Annotated in this window: 13 protein-coding genes and 1 tRNA gene; 7 read left to right on the top strand and 7 right to left on the bottom strand. The window is 67.4% G+C overall.

Annotated features, from left to right (window positions below):
* On the bottom strand, positions 1-873 hold an 873-nt coding region (locus ACPUER_RS22585; protein ID WP_425132155.1), incomplete at its 3' end, for a hypothetical protein.
* A gap of 491 nt (positions 874-1,364) precedes the next feature.
* Between ACPUER_RS22585 and ACPUER_RS22580 the strand changes: the two genes are divergently transcribed.
* Entirely contained in the window at positions 1,365-1,982 is a 618-nt protein-coding gene (locus ACPUER_RS22580) for a response regulator transcription factor (RefSeq protein WP_425132154.1), read from the top strand.
* 73 nt (positions 1,983-2,055) lie between these two features.
* On the opposite strand, the gene ACPUER_RS22575 is transcribed toward ACPUER_RS22580, so the two are convergent.
* Positions 2,056-2,142, bottom strand: a tRNA-Leu gene (locus ACPUER_RS22575).
* 226 nt (positions 2,143-2,368) lie between these two features.
* On the opposite strand from ACPUER_RS22575, the gene hpnD reads away from it, so the two are divergent.
* Positions 2,369-3,202 carry a presqualene diphosphate synthase HpnD gene (hpnD, locus tag ACPUER_RS22570; protein ID WP_175961295.1) on the top strand — a complete coding sequence of 278 codons (834 nt, stop codon included), beginning with the start codon at positions 2,369-2,371 and terminating at the stop codon, positions 3,200-3,202.
* Positions 3,203-3,212: 10 nt separating this feature from the next.
* On the opposite strand, the gene ACPUER_RS22565 is transcribed toward hpnD, so the two are convergent.
* The 3 genes from ACPUER_RS22565 to ACPUER_RS22555 all read right to left on the bottom strand — a co-directional run bounded on the left by ACPUER_RS22565 (position 3,213) and on the right by ACPUER_RS22555 (position 6,415).
* The gene (locus ACPUER_RS22565) at positions 3,213-4,433 is read right to left on the bottom strand and encodes a DUF1501 domain-containing protein (RefSeq protein ID WP_310141142.1); all 1,221 of its coding nucleotides are present in this window, start codon (positions 4,431-4,433) and stop codon (positions 3,213-3,215) included.
* Positions 4,434-4,500: 67 nt separating this feature from the next.
* A complete protein-coding gene (locus ACPUER_RS22560) occupies positions 4,501-6,003 on the bottom strand; it encodes a DUF1800 domain-containing protein (protein ID WP_425132153.1) in 1,503 nt (500 codons plus the stop codon).
* 133 nt (positions 6,004-6,136) lie between these two features.
* A complete protein-coding gene (locus tag ACPUER_RS22555; protein ID WP_072437142.1) occupies positions 6,137-6,415 on the bottom strand; it encodes a hypothetical protein in 279 nt (92 codons plus the stop codon).
* A 258-nt stretch (positions 6,416-6,673) separates the two neighbouring features.
* Between ACPUER_RS22555 and ompR the strand changes: the two genes are divergently transcribed.
* From ompR to ACPUER_RS22535, 4 genes are all read left to right on the top strand, one after another.
* Complete coding sequence (gene ompR, locus ACPUER_RS22550; RefSeq protein WP_006478565.1) at positions 6,674-7,408, top strand: two-component system response regulator OmpR; 735 nt, start codon at positions 6,674-6,676, stop codon at positions 7,406-7,408.
* Between the two features lie 39 nt (positions 7,409-7,447).
* Complete coding sequence (locus tag ACPUER_RS22545) at positions 7,448-8,809, top strand: ATP-binding protein (RefSeq protein ID WP_425132152.1); 1,362 nt, start codon at positions 7,448-7,450, stop codon at positions 8,807-8,809.
* Between the two features lie 189 nt (positions 8,810-8,998).
* Positions 8,999-9,547: a peroxiredoxin gene (locus ACPUER_RS22540; protein ID WP_096471153.1), complete on the top strand. Its 549-nt coding sequence runs from the start codon at positions 8,999-9,001 to the stop codon at positions 9,545-9,547.
* 76 nt (positions 9,548-9,623) lie between these two features.
* Positions 9,624-10,151, top strand: coding sequence for a carboxymuconolactone decarboxylase family protein (locus tag ACPUER_RS22535; RefSeq protein ID WP_006478562.1), 528 nt, complete (start codon positions 9,624-9,626; stop codon positions 10,149-10,151).
* A 149-nt stretch (positions 10,152-10,300) separates the two neighbouring features.
* Here the strand turns inward: ACPUER_RS22535 and ispF are convergent, their stop codons facing one another.
* Together ispF and ispD are read right to left on the bottom strand one after the other, a co-directional pair.
* On the bottom strand, positions 10,301-10,786 hold the full coding sequence (gene ispF / locus ACPUER_RS22530; protein WP_175955821.1) for a 2-C-methyl-D-erythritol 2,4-cyclodiphosphate synthase: 486 nt from the start codon (positions 10,784-10,786) through the stop codon (positions 10,301-10,303).
* Between the two features lie 28 nt (positions 10,787-10,814).
* Positions 10,815-11,525, bottom strand: coding sequence for a 2-C-methyl-D-erythritol 4-phosphate cytidylyltransferase (ispD, locus tag ACPUER_RS22525; protein WP_175961041.1), 711 nt, complete (start codon positions 11,523-11,525; stop codon positions 10,815-10,817).
* A gap of 107 nt (positions 11,526-11,632) precedes the next feature.
* On the opposite strand from ispD, the gene mfd reads away from it, so the two are divergent.
* Positions 11,633-15,103, top strand: coding sequence for a transcription-repair coupling factor (gene mfd / locus ACPUER_RS22520; protein ID WP_425132151.1), 3,471 nt, complete (start codon positions 11,633-11,635; stop codon positions 15,101-15,103).
* Positions 15,104-15,163: the final 60 nt, after the last annotated feature.

The raw sequence follows: 15,163 nt of genomic DNA, 5'->3' as shown, positions 1-15,163 counted from the left end.
CGGCAACGCGCGCACTGCATGCGGCGAGCGCGACCTCGCCAGCTCGCGCGCCGCGGCCGCGACGCCTCGCACCAGCGCGCGGCGCGCAGCGGCCGACAGTTGCGCGGCGTTTCGAAAACCCAGCCCGCGTATGGCGGTGCGAGCCGCCAGGCCGACCATCGGGGGCAATGCTTCGTCGACGCCGTCTTCGACGTAGAGGTCCGCCAGCGCATCGAAGGCTTCGTCCGCGCCGGCGCTCCGGCTCAGCAACTGGCTGATCTGCCCGAACAGGCCCTGAGCCCCGCCCGCCGCCTGGCCGAGCGAGCCGGCCGCACGTCGGGTCTGACGCGCGGCGCGGCCGACACGTCGCGCGACGTACCCGGCACGACCGAGCATGTCGGCCGCGGCCGGCGCCCCTGCGACGCGCGCCAGCCTTGCCAGGGCAACAGCCGCCGGCGAGACGGCGTCCGCGACGCTGCCGATCCGGCCCGCGACGTCGTCCGTACGCCGGGCGAGCGCGCCGACCTGCCCTGCGACGCCTGCCGCCCTGCCCAACCCGCGGCCGACCACGCCGGCCGCACGCCCCATGCCGCCCAGCAATCGTCCGATGAATTCATCGTCGTCCGCCGCGTCGAGTCCGTCGGCCAGCTCTTCTTCGAATGCGTTCCAAAGCGCCATGTCGTCGACGCCATGCACGTCGTCGGCCAGGTCCTCGCCCGCATCGCTCTCTTGCGCATCGACGGCGAAGTCGCTGCTTTCGTCGAACGATTCGTCGTCGAATGACTCGTCGCCGAATGATTCGTCGGCGCTCTGCTCGTCGAAACGCTCGAATGCATCCGTCTCGTCGGTCGTGCCGGCTTCGTCCGCCACGTCGCCATCGAAGGGCTCATCCATTGCATTTCTCCGCGATCGATTCGGGACAGCAGGAAACCGGGCGTGCAGTGCAGCCGGCGCACGGTCGACCGACACGTTGACCCCACTCTAGTGGAACGCCTGCGTTCGCAAATCGCCCGTTGCAGTCGATTCGTTCGCATTCGCCTCGTCGCGCTGACTCGCACGGACAACCGTATTAAGGCGACGCCGAAGAAGCACATACGAACGCTCGCCATTCACCGGCTTGACCCATTTGGGGTAGTGCGTTTGTGGCGCGATGCCGGCCTTGCATTTCATCTGACGTTGTGCCACAACGGAAAAGTCGCAGCCGCGGCGGACAGGTGCATCGCAACAGCGAAAACCGTCGCGCGGTCGAGCGCTCCAGCGATGGAAGGCCGAACGGGTAGCGCGCGACCGACCACGGATCGTTTCCGCTTGCCCGTTGCTCAGGACCGCGAATTCCGGAGACTGCGCCGCGCCTGTCGCGAGGACGCGCCGACACGGCAGATCGGGTGACGAATGCAGTGCTTCACGGGTTGCGCAGAGTCATGTGGCGGCGGGCCCGGCCAACAACGTGGGGGAGCCATTCCGTGCCGGTATCTCAACCCGATGACGAGCGGCTGCCCGACGCGAGCAGGCTCTGGATCGATCGGCCGGCAGCCGGGGCGCAACGGCCGTTCGTCGGCCGGGAGATCGGCGAAGTCGAGCTCGCGGGACGCAAGTGCCGTGTGCTGCTCGCCGACGGCGCGGGGCCAGTCGATTGCGATATCGACGAGACGAACGGCGCGCGCTCGGCCGGTGCGGAAGGTGAAATCGTCCGCTTCGAATTCGAGGGGCACCGCTATGTGCTGGTGGCCGAAGCACGCCGCCGCCGGGATGCCGCGCCGCTCGGCGACAACCCGTCCGGCATCGACATCGGCAGGCTGTTGAGCAGCCGTGAAATGCAGGTGGTCCAGTTGGTCTGCATGGGTTTCCTGACCAAACAGATTGCCGATCGCCTGCATATCAGCGAGTTCACCGTGCGCTCGTACCTGAAGACGATCTACGCGAAGCTGGGAGTGCGGTCACGCGCCGCATTGGTGTTTCGCTTCATGAAAACGTTCAATGCGGACGCGCCGTTCAGGGAGTGAAAATGAAAAAATCCGCGAAGCATCGGCTGTCGCGGATTTTTTTGCATGTTCCGGTGCGGGGCGGAATGGCGTGTGGTGCGTGAGGCCGGACTCGAACCGGCACACCCTTGCGGGCGTCAGGACCTAAACCTGGTGCGTCTACCAATTTCGCCACTCACGCGTGTCTCTATCACCTGCCAGCGCGTTGCGCACCGGCCCCGGGCCATCGCGCCGACATGCAAAACCGGCGCGCCCGATCAGGCGAACGCGAGATATTACCCGATCCGCACGGCATTGTCTGCATCGACCGGCGAGGTTCACGCGCCGGTGCTAGAATGCCGCGCTTGATGCTTCCGGCGGTGCGCAACCGCACGTCCCCCGATACCGCCCCCGACCCGATTCCGCACGTGAATTTCGACGACTACTGTCAGCAGAAAGCCGCGCCCGCCGGCTCCAGTGTCTACTACGCGTTGCGACAGGCGCCGTTCGCCGTCCAGCCGCGCCTCACGGCCCTCTTCGCGCTGCGCCGCGAACTCGAGGAGACCGTCAAGGAAACCAGCGACCCGACCGTCGGCCACACGAAGCTCGCGTGGTGGCACAAGGAACTCGCGGCACTGGCCGACGCTCAGCCGTCGCACCCCGTCACGAAGGCGATCGCGCGGCATCATCCGGCGATCGCCGCCGAGGCCGACGCGTTGCGCACGCTCGTCAACGGTTACGGGATGGACCTCGAACAGGCGCGCTACCTCGATTTCGCGAACCTGCAGCGCTACATCGCGCAGGTCGGCGGCACCTTCGCGTCGCTGGTCGCGCGCGCCAGCGCCGCGAACCCGGCCGACCCGCAGCCGTGGGCCGCGGACGCCGGCCACGCGCTGATGCTCGCGCAATTCGTGCAGGAACTCGGCAACGACGCGCGCCACGGCCGCATCTACCTGCCGATCGACGAACTGCAGCGCTACAACGTGACCGCGGCCGATCTGCTGAACCGCCGCTACAGCCCTGCCTTCACCGAGTTGCTGCAATTCCAGACGGCGCGTGCGCGCGAAGCGCTCGCGGCGGCCGATGCAGCAATCCCCGCCCCCGAACGCCGCACTCAGCGCACGCTGCGCGCGCAGATCGCATTGGCCGGCTCGCTGCTCGACGAAATCGAGCGCGACGGCTACCAGGTGCTGCACCAGCGCATCGCGCTGACGCCGATCCGCAAGCTGTGGATCGCGTGGCGCGCCGCACGCCGGCGCTGAACCTGACGCATTACGCCTTCAACAACGGCAGCGTGTCGAATCGCTGCTGCAGCACGCGCGTCGCATCAAGCCCCCACCACGGGCCAAGCACCGTCGCGTAGAGCTGGCGGAAATCGACCGCGACCGGCAGGTTGCCGTTGCCGTCGAGCCGCCCGAGCGCCGGCGGCGCGCCGTACAGGCCGCCCGCCACGCGGCCGCCCATCACGAAATGCGGCGCGGCCGTGCCGTGATCGGTGCCGTTGCTCTGGTTCTCGCGCACGCGCCGCCCGAATTCCGCATACGTCATCACGAGCGTCTGGTTCCAGCGCCCGAGTTCGATCAGCGCGCCGCGCATCGCGCTCATTCCTTCCGCGAACTGCTTGAGCAGCGCGGCCTGCTGCCCCGGCTGGTTCTGGTGCGTGTCGAAGCCGTTGAGCGTCAGGCGCAGCACCGCGACGCCATCCTGCGCACCGGGCCCGGACGCTTCGCATGCGGCCAGCACCTGCATCGCGGTCTTGACCGACGTGCCGAACGCGCCGGCCGGAAACGCCGTCCTGAATTCACGCATCCCGCCGCGCGGGCGCAGCCGGTCGGCTGCCTTCACGATGTCGTTCTCGACGTCGATGATGTGCGCAAGCGCCGGGTTCTGCTCGCGCAGCGACGACGGTTCGGCGAGCCGGGCCGCACGGATGAACTGCGCGGGATTGACGAGCGCGATCGCGCGCGCGCCGTTCGCGAGCGGCCCCATCTCGGCGCTGCCGAGCACGACGCCGTCCGCCGCGAAACCGGGCGGCACCGGCGCCTGCGCGAACGTGCGCGTGAGCCAGCCTTCGTGCAGGTACTGGTCCGAACGCGACGCGGTATCCCAGATCTCGATCGAGCGGAAATGCGACAGATTCGGCTGCGGATAACCGACGCCCTGCACGACCGCGACCTGCCCGTCACGCCACAGCGGCATCAGCGGCGCGAGCGACGGGTGCAGCCCGGTGTGCGCGTCAAGTTGCAGCACCTGCTCGCGCTTGATGCCGATGCCGCGCCGGAACTGGTAGTACAGCGGGTCCGCATACGGCACCACCGTGTTGAGGCCGTCGTTGCCGCCCTTCAGCTCGACGAGGATCAGCACGTTCGCATACCCGGCCGCCGGTTGCCTGCCGGCCGGCGCCACCGAGGCCGCCAGCGCGGGCGACTGCCACATCGACACGCCCGCCGCGGCAGCGGCGCCCGTCAGCGTCAGAAAATCACGTCGGTTCATCGCACATCCTTTGGTTCGCCGCCCGGCACCTTTGCCGCACCGGCGCTCCGATTCGTCTTCGTTTGCATCATTTCAGTTGATAGGCCGGATCCATCAGCAGCGCTTCGAGATACGCGCTGCCGGTCGAATCCGTGTCGATCGCCGCGACCGGCGACACCGGCAGCACCGCGTGCTGAAGCTGAAGCTCGGTCGACAATCCCGCGATCGCCTGCGGCCGCGCACGATATTGCGCAAGCCAGCGTTCGAGATCGAAACGCAGGCCGCCGCGCGCGGGCTTGGCCGGCGCGCCGCGCATGCCCGCAGCGGACGCCGTGTCGGCCACCGGCATCGCTTGCGCACGCGCGTTCGGCGGCGGCGCCATCGGATGCGTCGGCGGCCGCATGCCGGCCGTCTCCGTCGCGCGGAACAGTTGCTCGACGAACTGCTTACGCGCGAGCAGCGTCGCGCTGTTGATCCACAGCGCGCCGCCCGGCCAGCCCTTCACGTTCGGCGGATAGAACAGGTTCTGCCCGAGCGTGCGCACGGTGTTCGCGAGCATCTGCGGATCGCCGTACGCGACGTCGAACAGCCGCACCGACCCGACGACGAACTCGGCCGGCGACTTGACGAGCACACCGCGGTTGCGTGGATCCCAGAACGCGTCGGTCGACCACAGCGCGGCGAGCGCCGCGCGAATATCGAAGCCGCTCGAGCGAAACCGCTCGGCCACGAGATCGAGCACGCCCGCGTCGGGCGTATCGGACACGAACTCGCGCCACAGCTTGCCGACGACGAAGCGCGCGGTGCCGGGCCGCTTCAGCAGGATGTCGACAAAGCCGTCGCCGTCGAACGGCCCCGTCTCGCCGAGAATCGTCTTGTCGCCCGCGTCGTGCCATTCTGGCCGCACCTCGAAGCGCAGCGTATCGGGATCGATCGTCCAGCCCGTCATCGCACGCGCGGCTTCGGTCACGTCGTACTGCGTGTAATGCCCTTCGCCGAGCGTGAACAGCTCCATCACCTCGCGCGCGAAATTCTCGTTCGGGCGCCCCTTGCGATTGCTCGCGCCGTCGAGATACTGCAGCATCGCCGGGTCCTTCGCGACCGCGTGCAGCAGCGTGCCGAAGTTGCCGAGCGCCTCGCGGCGAAAGAGCGCGTTCTGCGCGGCCATCGTTTGCGGATAAGGCACCTTGTCCTGCCCCGACGTGAAGTGCCCGTGCCAGAACAGCGTCATGCGCTCGGTCAGCGGCGACGGCGTCACGACCATCTCGTTGACCCACGCCGCGCGCAACGCCTCGTAGCGGCGATCGCGCTCGCGCTGCTCGTCGCGCCGCATGTCGGGAGTCAGCGCCTGGCGCTGCGCGCGCGTCGGCGGCAGCTCGGCGATCCAGTCGGGCCACGCCGTGACGGGTTCGCGGCGAACGTTGCCGAGCGTGTCGGCCACGACCTGCGCGCGCGTCATGCCGACGATGCGCGCGACCTCGGCGGGCGCGGGAGAGAAACCGGTGCGGCTCAGGAAAAACAGCGCATCGTCGGCGTCGAGCGCCGACTGCATCGCCGGCGACGGCGCCGGTGCGGCAGCGTTCGCTTTCATCGTCATGGACTCCCGGAACGCACCGGCGGTGCGGATGCCGGTACAACGGCAATCGGCAGGCGAAAGTTGACGGAAAAAGTGCTACGAATTTTTTCGGCGCGGCGTGTTCCGCGCAGGTCGAGGACGGCACGCGTCAGCGCTTGTACAGCTCGCGGACGGCGTCTTCGATGTGCTGGCGCAAAAGGTGGCGCTCCTCGGGCGTCATGTGCCCGTCGCGGCGGCGCTGCTCGAGATCGGGAGGCACGGCGGAACGGACCGTCGTCTCGGCGGCACGATCGGGCTGCTGCGTTTTGCCGCGCGGCAGCTTGCGCGACGGCGCCCCCTGCTCGGGGCGCTGCGCATACGCGAAGTTCGACGCATACGGACCGGCAAGCGCGATCGTCAGCATCAGTGCAATCCGGGCAGATCGCATGACCGTCCTCGCTTCTTTGGTCGATTTGTTCCCTTCGTCACGCGGCAACCGGCTACCTCTGGTACTTGAAAAACCCTGCGGAATTCGGGTGTGCAAAGATGAAAGATGGAATGCAGGGGAGTATCTACCGAACTTCGGCTTCGAGTAAAGGAATCTCTATAGCCTGCCTTTACTCCGCGCGACACTACGGGTAAATTTTGTAACCGACTGTAACGCGCGAAAATTCGCGGCCGTGCGCCAATTCCCATTCGCGATAAGATGCCGATCATGGAAACGAAAAACCCCTCCAAGATTCTCGTCGTCGACGACGACCCACGCCTGCGCGATCTGCTGCGCCGCTATCTCGGCGAGCAGGGTTTCAACGTATATGTCGCGGAAAACGCGACCGCGATGAACAAGCTCTGGGTACGCGAGCGCTTCGACCTGCTCGTGCTCGACCTGATGCTGCCGGGCGAGGACGGCCTGTCGATCTGCCGCCGCCTGCGCGGCAGCAACGACCGCACGCCGATCATCATGCTCACCGCGAAGGGCGAGGACGTCGATCGCATCGTCGGCCTCGAGATGGGCGCCGACGATTACCTGCCGAAGCCGTTCAACCCGCGCGAACTCGTCGCGCGCATTCACGCGGTGCTGCGCCGCCAGGCGCCGGCCGAACTGCCGGGCGCACCGTCCGAAACCACCGAGGTGTTCGAGTTCGGCGAGTTCTCGCTGAACCTCGCGACGCGCACGCTGACGAAGTCCGGCCAGGAAATTCCGCTGACGACCGGCGAGTTCTCGGTGCTGAAGGTGTTCGCGCGCCATCCGCGCCAGCCGCTGTCGCGCGAGAAGCTGATGGAGCTCGCGCGCGGCCGCGAATACGAAGTGTTCGACCGCAGCCTCGACGTGCAGATCTCGCGCCTGCGCAAGCTGATCGAACCGGATCCGGGCAGCCCGCGTTTCATCCAGACCGTCTGGGGCCTCGGTTACGTGTTCATTCCGGACGGCGCCGCCTGATTTTTTCTTTTCCGGTTTCGCCCGCCCACGGCCCGTCCCATGCGTATTGACCGGCGCCTCCTGCAGCTCGCGTTCGGCGGGCTGTTCTGGCGCACCTTCCTGCTGATCGCGCTGCTGATCTCGGTCAGTCTCGCCGCGTGGTTTCAGAGCTTTCGCGTGATCGAGCGCGAGCCGCGTGCGCAGCGCGTCGCGCTGCAGCTCGTCGCGGTCGTGAAGCTCACGCGAACCGCCCTGCTCTATTCCGATCCCGATCTGCGGCGTGCGCTGCTGCAGGATCTCGAGAGCAACGAGGGCGTGCGCGTTTACCCGCGCGAGAAAACCGACAAGTTCAAGCTGCAGCCCGACGAATCGCTGAATCGCCTGATCGAGCACGACATCCGCAGCCGCCTCGGCGACGATACCGTGATCGCGCAGTCGGTCAACGACATTCCCGGCGTGTGGATCAGCTTCAAGATCGACGACGACGATTACTGGGTCGCGCTCGATCGCGACCAGCTCGACAACGTCACGGGCCTGCAGTGGGCCGGCTGGGGGCTGTTCGCGCTCGCGCTGTCGCTGTTCGGCTCCGCGTTCATCACGAGCCTCGTGAACCGGCCGTTCTCGCGGCTCGCGCTCGCCGCGCGCCAGGTCGGCTCGGGCCAGGCGCCCGAACCGCTGCCCGAGCGCGGGATGGGCGTCGCGGCCGACACCAATCGCAGCTTCAACCAGATGGTGCGCGACCTCGAACAGCTCGAGGCCGACCGCGCGCTGATGCTCGCGGGCATCTCGCACGACCTGCGCACGCCGCTCGCGCGGCTGCGCCTCGAAACCGAGATGAGCCCGTCCGACCAGGCAACCAAGGACGCGATGGTCGACGACATCGAGCAGATGGACCGCATCATCGCCGCCTTCATCGACTACGCACGCCCGTCGCAGCGCAAGCCCGAGCCCGTCGACCTGTCGTCGATCGCGCAGGAAGTTGCCGCGCGCATAGCGAGCGAGGACGGCGTCGAGATCCGCACGCGGCTCGCGCCGAGCGCGGTCATCGAAGCCGACGAGACCGACATGCGCCGCGTGATCGGCAATCTCGTCGAGAACGCGCGCAAGTACGGCCAGAGCAAGCAGGACGGCATCTCGCGCATCACGCTCGAGACGCGCATATCGCACGCGCGCGTCGAGCTGTCGGTGAGCGACGAAGGCCCCGGCATCCCCGAAGATCAGCTGCCGCTCGTGATGCGGCCGTTCTATCGCGTCGACACCGCGCGCACCAAGGCGGACGGCACGGGCCTCGGGATGGCGATCGTGCTGCGGCTCGTCGGCCGCTATCGCGGCGCGCTGCGACTGCGCAACCGCAACCCCGAAGCGGGCCTCGAAGTCACGCTCGAATTCCCCGGCGCCGGCAAGGCGCGTACGACCGCGTGACGCGCTCGCGCACGCTTCTCGCGCCCCACACTATCGATCCGGTTGAAAAAAACTATGAAAATCGTTAGTTAAAATCTATTGAAGCATATTATTAATAGTGTTATAGTTTGCCGCATGCTGTCACACCATCGTTGCAGCACCGAGGTAGCTTGACTCAGCCTTCTTCCCAACTCATACAGGAGTATCCGCATGAAAACCGTGGGCGATAAACTCGAAGCTTTCACCGTCGTAGCCGCGAAGCCGGGCTTCAACAATCACGAGGAAAACGGCCAGTCGGCGTTCGAGACCGTCACCGAAGCGTCGTTCCCGGGCAAGTGGAAGATCATCTACTTCTATCCGAAGGATTTCACGTTCGTGTGCCCGACGGAAATCGTCGAGTTCGCGAAGCTCACGAAGCAGTTCGAAGAGCGCGACGCCATCCTGCTCGGCGGCAGCTCGGACAACGAATTCGTCAAACTCGCATGGCGCCGTGAGCACAAGGACCTGGACAAGCTGAACCACTACTCGTTCGGCGACGTCAAGGGCGAGCTGATCGACCAGCTCGGCGTGCGCGACAAGGAAGCCGGCGTGGCCCTGCGTGCAACGTTCATCGTCGATCCGGACAACACGATCCAGCACGTTTCGGTGAACAACCTGAACGTCGGCCGCAGCCCGGCAGAAGTCCTGCGCATTCTGGACGGCCTGCAAACGGACGAACTGTGCCCGTGCAACCGTGCAGTCGGCGGCGCAACGCTGTAAGCGCATCGATGCACGAAGCCCGCGGCGCACGTCCTGCCTGCGGGCTTTTTTAACGGCCAACCCATAGGAGATATCAATGGAATTCATCGACTCGATTAAGGCACGTATTCCCGACTACGCGAAGGACATTCGCCTGAACCTCGACGGCACGATCTCGCGCTCGTCGCTCGAAGGCACCGATGCGGTCGGCGTCGCGCTGGCGGCGGCGATCGCGGCGAAGAGCACGGTGCTCGTGAAGACGATCCGCGAAGCCGGCGTACTGTCGCCCGAAGAGACGAACGCCGTGCTGACGGCAGCCGCGCTGATGGGGATGAACAACACCTGGTATCCGTATGTCGAGATGGCCGACGACGCCGACCTGAAGACGCAGCGCGCCGAGCTGCGGATGGGCGCGTACGCGACGCACGGCGGCGTCGACAAGCGCAAGTTCGAGATGTACGCGCTCGCCGCGTCGATCGTCGGCAAGTGCCACTTCTGCGTGAAGTCGCACTATGCGCTGCTGAAGAACGAGCAAGGGATGACCGTCACGCAGTTGCGCGACGTCGGCCGCATCGCGTCGGTGATCAACGCCGCCGCGCAGGTGATCGCCGCCGAAGGCGAGTAAACGGCTGCATGAGCGGTTTCGCCGCGCGACCGGCAACCGTGCCGGGGTGGCGGTCGCCCCAAACGAAAATGGCCACGCATCAGCGTGGCATTTTCATTTCCGCAGCACCACCGCGCGCGGAACGAGCCGCGCGCCGCCACAACCGGGCGTCAGCCGCCCTGCCTGACCAGCAGCGCGGCGGCCTGCGCCTCGATGCCCTCGCCGCGGCCGAGATAACCGAGCTTCTCGTTGGTCTTCGCCTTCACGTTCACGCGGTCGAGCGGCAGCCCGAGATCGGCCGCGATGTTCGCGCGCATCCCGTCGATATGCGGCGCGAGCTTCGGCGCCTGCGCGATCACGGTGCTGTCGACGTTCTGGATCGCGAAGCCGGCCGCCTTGACGCGGGCAACGCATTCGCGCAGCAGCACGCGGCTGTCCGCGCCCTTGAACGCCGCGTCCGTGTCGGAGAAATGGCGGCCGATGTCGCCGAGCGCCGCCGCGCCGAACAGCGCGTCGGTGATCGCGTGCAGCAGCACGTCCGCGTCCGAGTGGCCGAGCAGGCCGCGCTCGTACGGAATCGTCACGCCGCCGATGATGAGCGGGCGCCCCGGGACGAGCTGGTGCACGTCGTAGCCTTGTCCGATTCTGAAATCCATGCGTGTTCCGATTGAGATGGGGTGAAAGTCAGGAAGCGTTCGCGGAGCGCGCGAGAATCGCTTCCGCGAGCGCGAAATCTTCCGGATACGTGACCTTGAAGTTGCGCAGGCTGCCCTGCACGACGCGCGGCGTGTGGCCCGCCCATTCGATCGCGCTCGCTTCGTCGGTCAGGTCGTGCCCTTCGCGCTGCGCGCGCAGGATCGCGTCGCGCAGCATGCCGATGCGGAACATCTGCGGCGTCTGCGCCTGCCACAGTGAATCGCGCGACTCGGTGCGCGCGATCGCATCGCCGCCGGCCGGCACGCGCTTGAGCGTATCGGCCACCGGCAGTGCGACGATACCGCCGACCGGGTCGTCCTTCAGCGTCGCGACGAGCGTGCGGATCAGCTCCGGCGTGATGCCCGGGCGCGCGGCATCGTGCACGAGCACCCAGTCGTGATCGGTCGCACCGAATTCGGCCAGCCCGAGCAGCCCGTTCAGCACCGACGCCTGCCGCGAGCCGCCGCCGCAGCGGCGCACCGCGAAGCGCAGGCCCGCGAAGCGGCGCGCGTCGAAATGGGAATCGTCGGGCGCGAGGACGACGAGCGTCTGCGCGAATTCGCTGCACGCGTCGAACGCGGCGAGCGTGTAATGCAGGAGCGCGCGGCCGGCCAGCGTGCGATATTGCTTCGGCACGGCCGAGCCGGAACGGCTGCCCGTGCCGGCACAGGGAATCAGGGCGAAAAGTCGGGGAGTCACGAAAGGAAACGCCGGAAAGATGAAATCGAGAAGCGGATTTTATAATAGGTCTTTCGTCTCGACCGGCGCACCGCGATGCGCCCGTGCACGCCACCCCTGCCGTCCCTATGCCAGATAACGCTTCCACCCTGTCCGCCTCGCCCGTTGCCCGCGTCAAACCCGGCCAGCGCTTTGCCTTCGACGGCGCGCACGGTTCCGCCGACGCGCTCGCCATCGCCCGTTATCTCGCCGACAACCGCCGGGACGTGCCGCTCCTCGCGGTGATCTGCGCGAACGCGGTCGACGCACAGCGGCTCTCGCAGGAAATCCGCTACTTCTCGCCCGATGCGCGCGTGCGCCTGCTGCCGGACTGGGAAACGCTGCCGTACGACACGTTCTCGCCGCACCAGGACCTCGTGTCCGAGCGGCTCGCGACGCTGCACGATCTCGGCGAAGGCCGCTGCGACATCCTGCTCGTGCCCGCGACCACCGCGCTGTACCGGATGCCGCCCGCGTCGTTCATGGCCGCGTACACGTTCGCGTTCGCGCAGGGCGAACGGCTCGACGAGGCGAAGCTGAAGGCGCAGCTCACGCTGGCCGGCTACGAGCACGTGAGCCAGGTCGTGCGGCCCGGCGAATACTGCGTGCGCGGCTCGCTGATCGACCTGTACCCGATGGGCTCGCCGCTGCCGTACCGGATCGACCTGTTCGACGACCAGGTCGACTCGATCCGCGCGTTCGACCCCGACACGCAGCGCAGCCTCTACCCGGTGCGCGACGTGCGCCTCTTGCCCGGCCGCGAGTTCCCGTTCGACGAAGCCGCGCGCACGGCCTTCCGCAGCCGCTGGCGCGAGACCTTCGAAGGCGACCCGAGCCGCGCGCCGATCTACAAGGACATCGGCAACGGCGTGCCGTCGGCCGGCATCGAGTATTACCTGCCGCTGTTCTTCGACGAAACGGCCACGCTGTTCCACTACCTGCCGCAGGACGCGCACCTCGTGTTCACCGGCGATCTCGAAGCCTCGATCCGCCGCTTCACGGCCGATACGAAGCAGCGCCACGCGTTCCTGTCGCACGATCGCGAGCGGCCGATCCTGGAGCCGCAGCGCCTGTTCCTGTCCGACGAGGATTTCTTCGCGTTCGCGAAGCCGTTCGCACGCGTCGTGCTGCCCGCTCAACCGGCCGGCGGCTGGGCGACCGCGCTGCCCGAGCTCACCGTCGACCGGCATTCCGACGATCCGCTCGCGTCGCTGCGTACGTTCGTCGAATCGTCGGGCAAGCGCGTGCTGCTGACCGTCGAATCGGCCGGCCGCCGCGAGACGATCCTGCAATTGCTCGCCGAGCACCATCTGCGGCCGGTGTCGAACGACCACTTCGCGGGCTGGCTCGCGAGCGACGAACGCTTCGCGCTCGGCGTCGCGCCGCTCGCGAACGGCTTCGCGGTGCCGGGCGAAGGCTACGCGATCGTCACCGAAACCGAGCTGTACGGCGCGCTCGGCCGCCGCGCGGGCCGCCGCCGGCAGGAACAGGCCAGCAACGTCGACGCGATGGTGCGCGACCTGTCGGAGCTGAAGGTCGGCGACCCGGTTGTCCACGCGCAGCACGGCATCGGCCGCTACATGGGCCTCGTGTCGATGGATCTCGGCGAAGGCGAGACCGAATTCCTGCATCTCGAATACTCGGGCGACAGCAAGCTCTACGTGCCCGTCGCGCAATTGCACGTGATCTCGCGCTACAGCGGCGCCGATCCCGACAGCGCGCCGCTGCACGCGCTCGGCTCCGGCCAGTGGGAGCGCGCGAAGCGCAAGGCCGCGCAGCAGATCCGCGACACGGCCGCCGAGCTGCTGAACCTGTACGCGCGCCGCGCGGCCCGCGAAGGCCACGCGTTCGCGCTCGACCCGCGCGACTACGTGAAATTCGCGGAAAGCTTCGGCTTCGAGGAAACGCCCGACCAGGCTGCCGCGATCGCGGCCGTGATCGGCGACATGACGAGCGGCAAGCCGATGGACCGCCTCGTGTGCGGCGACGTCGGCTTCGGCAAGACCGAGGTCGCGCTGCGCGCCGCGTTCATCGCGGTGATGGGCGGCAAGCAGGTCGCGCTGCTGTCGCCGACCACGCTGCTCGCCGAGCAGCACACGCAGACCTTCGTCGACCGCTTCGCGGACTGGCCGGTGCGGATCGTCGAGCTGTCGCGCTTCAAGACCGCGAAGGAAGTCAACACGGCGATCGCGCAGATCAACGAAGGCAGCGTCGACATCGTGATCGGCACGCACAAGCTGCTGTCGTCGGACGTGCAGTTCAAGCGCCTCGGCCTGGTGATCATCGACGAGGAACACCGCTTCGGCGTGCGCCAGAAGGAAGCGCTGAAGGCGCTGCGCGCGGAAGTCGACGTGCTGACGCTCACCGCGACGCCGATCCCGCGCACGCTCGGGATGGCGCTCGAAGGGCTGCGCGATTTCTCGGTGATCGCGACCGCGCCGCAGAAGCGGCTCGCGATCAAGACCTTCGTGCGCCGCGAGGAAGAAAGCGTGATCCGCGAGGCGATGCTGCGCGAGCTGAAGCGCGGCGGCCAGGTGTATTTCCTGCACAACGAGGTCGAGACGATCGAGAACCGCAAGGCGATGCTCGAGGAACTCGTGCCCGAAGCGCGCATCGTGATCGCGCACGGCCAGATGCACGAGCGCGAGCTCGAGCGCGTGATGCGCGATTTCGTCGCGCAGCGCGCGAACGTGCTGCTGTGCACGACCATCATCGAGACCGGCATCGACGTGCCGAGCGCGAACACGATCATCATGCACCGGTCGGACAAGTTCGGCCTCGCGCAGCTCCACCAGTTGCGCGGCCGCGTCGGCCGCTCGCATCACCAGGCCTATGCGTACCTGCTGGTCCACGATCCGCAGGCGCTGACCAAACAGGCGCAGCGCCGGCTCGAGGCCATCCAGCAGATGGAGGAACTCGGCTCGGGCTTCTATCTCGCGATGCACGACCTCGAGATCCGCGGCACCGGCGAAGTGCTCGGCGACAAGCAGTCGGGCGAGATCCACGAGATCGGCTTCCAGCTTTATACGGACATGCTGAACGACGCGGTGAAGGCGCTGAAGAACGGCAAGGAGCCCGACCTCACCGCGCCGCTCGCCGCGACGACGGAAATCAACCTGCATGCGCCCGCGATCCTGCCGGCCGACTACTGCGCGGACGTGCAGGAGCGGCTGTCGCTGTACAAGCGTCTCGCGAACTGCGAGCACGGCGACGCGATCGACGGCATCCAGGAGGAACTGATCGACCGCTTCGGCAAGCTGCCGCCGCAGGCGCACGCACTCGTCGAGACGCACCGGCTGCGCATCGCCGCGAAGCCGCTCGGCATCGTGAAGATCGACGCGAGCGAAGCAGCGATCGGGCTGCAATTCGAGCCGAATCCGCCGATCGATCCGATGCGGATCATCGACATGGTGCAGAAGCACCGGCACATCAAGCTCGCGGGCCAGGACAAGCTGCGCATCGAGACGCGCTCGCCCGATCTCGCGATCCGCGTGTCGACGATCAAGGAAACGCTGCGCGCGCTCGCGCCGAAGCAGGGAGCGGCCGCCGCGGTGCGCTGAAGGCCGCGGCGATGCTGCACCGCACCGCGCCCGGCGCAGGCGGGCCGCCGCGTTTTTGAG

It is taken from the genome of Burkholderia sp. DN3021, from assembly GCF_049805555.1.
Classification (GTDB): domain Bacteria; phylum Pseudomonadota; class Gammaproteobacteria; order Burkholderiales; family Burkholderiaceae; genus Burkholderia; species Burkholderia pyrrocinia_C.
The sequence above is the reverse complement of the archived record's forward strand: the minus strand, read 5'-3'. Positions and strand labels throughout refer to the sequence as shown.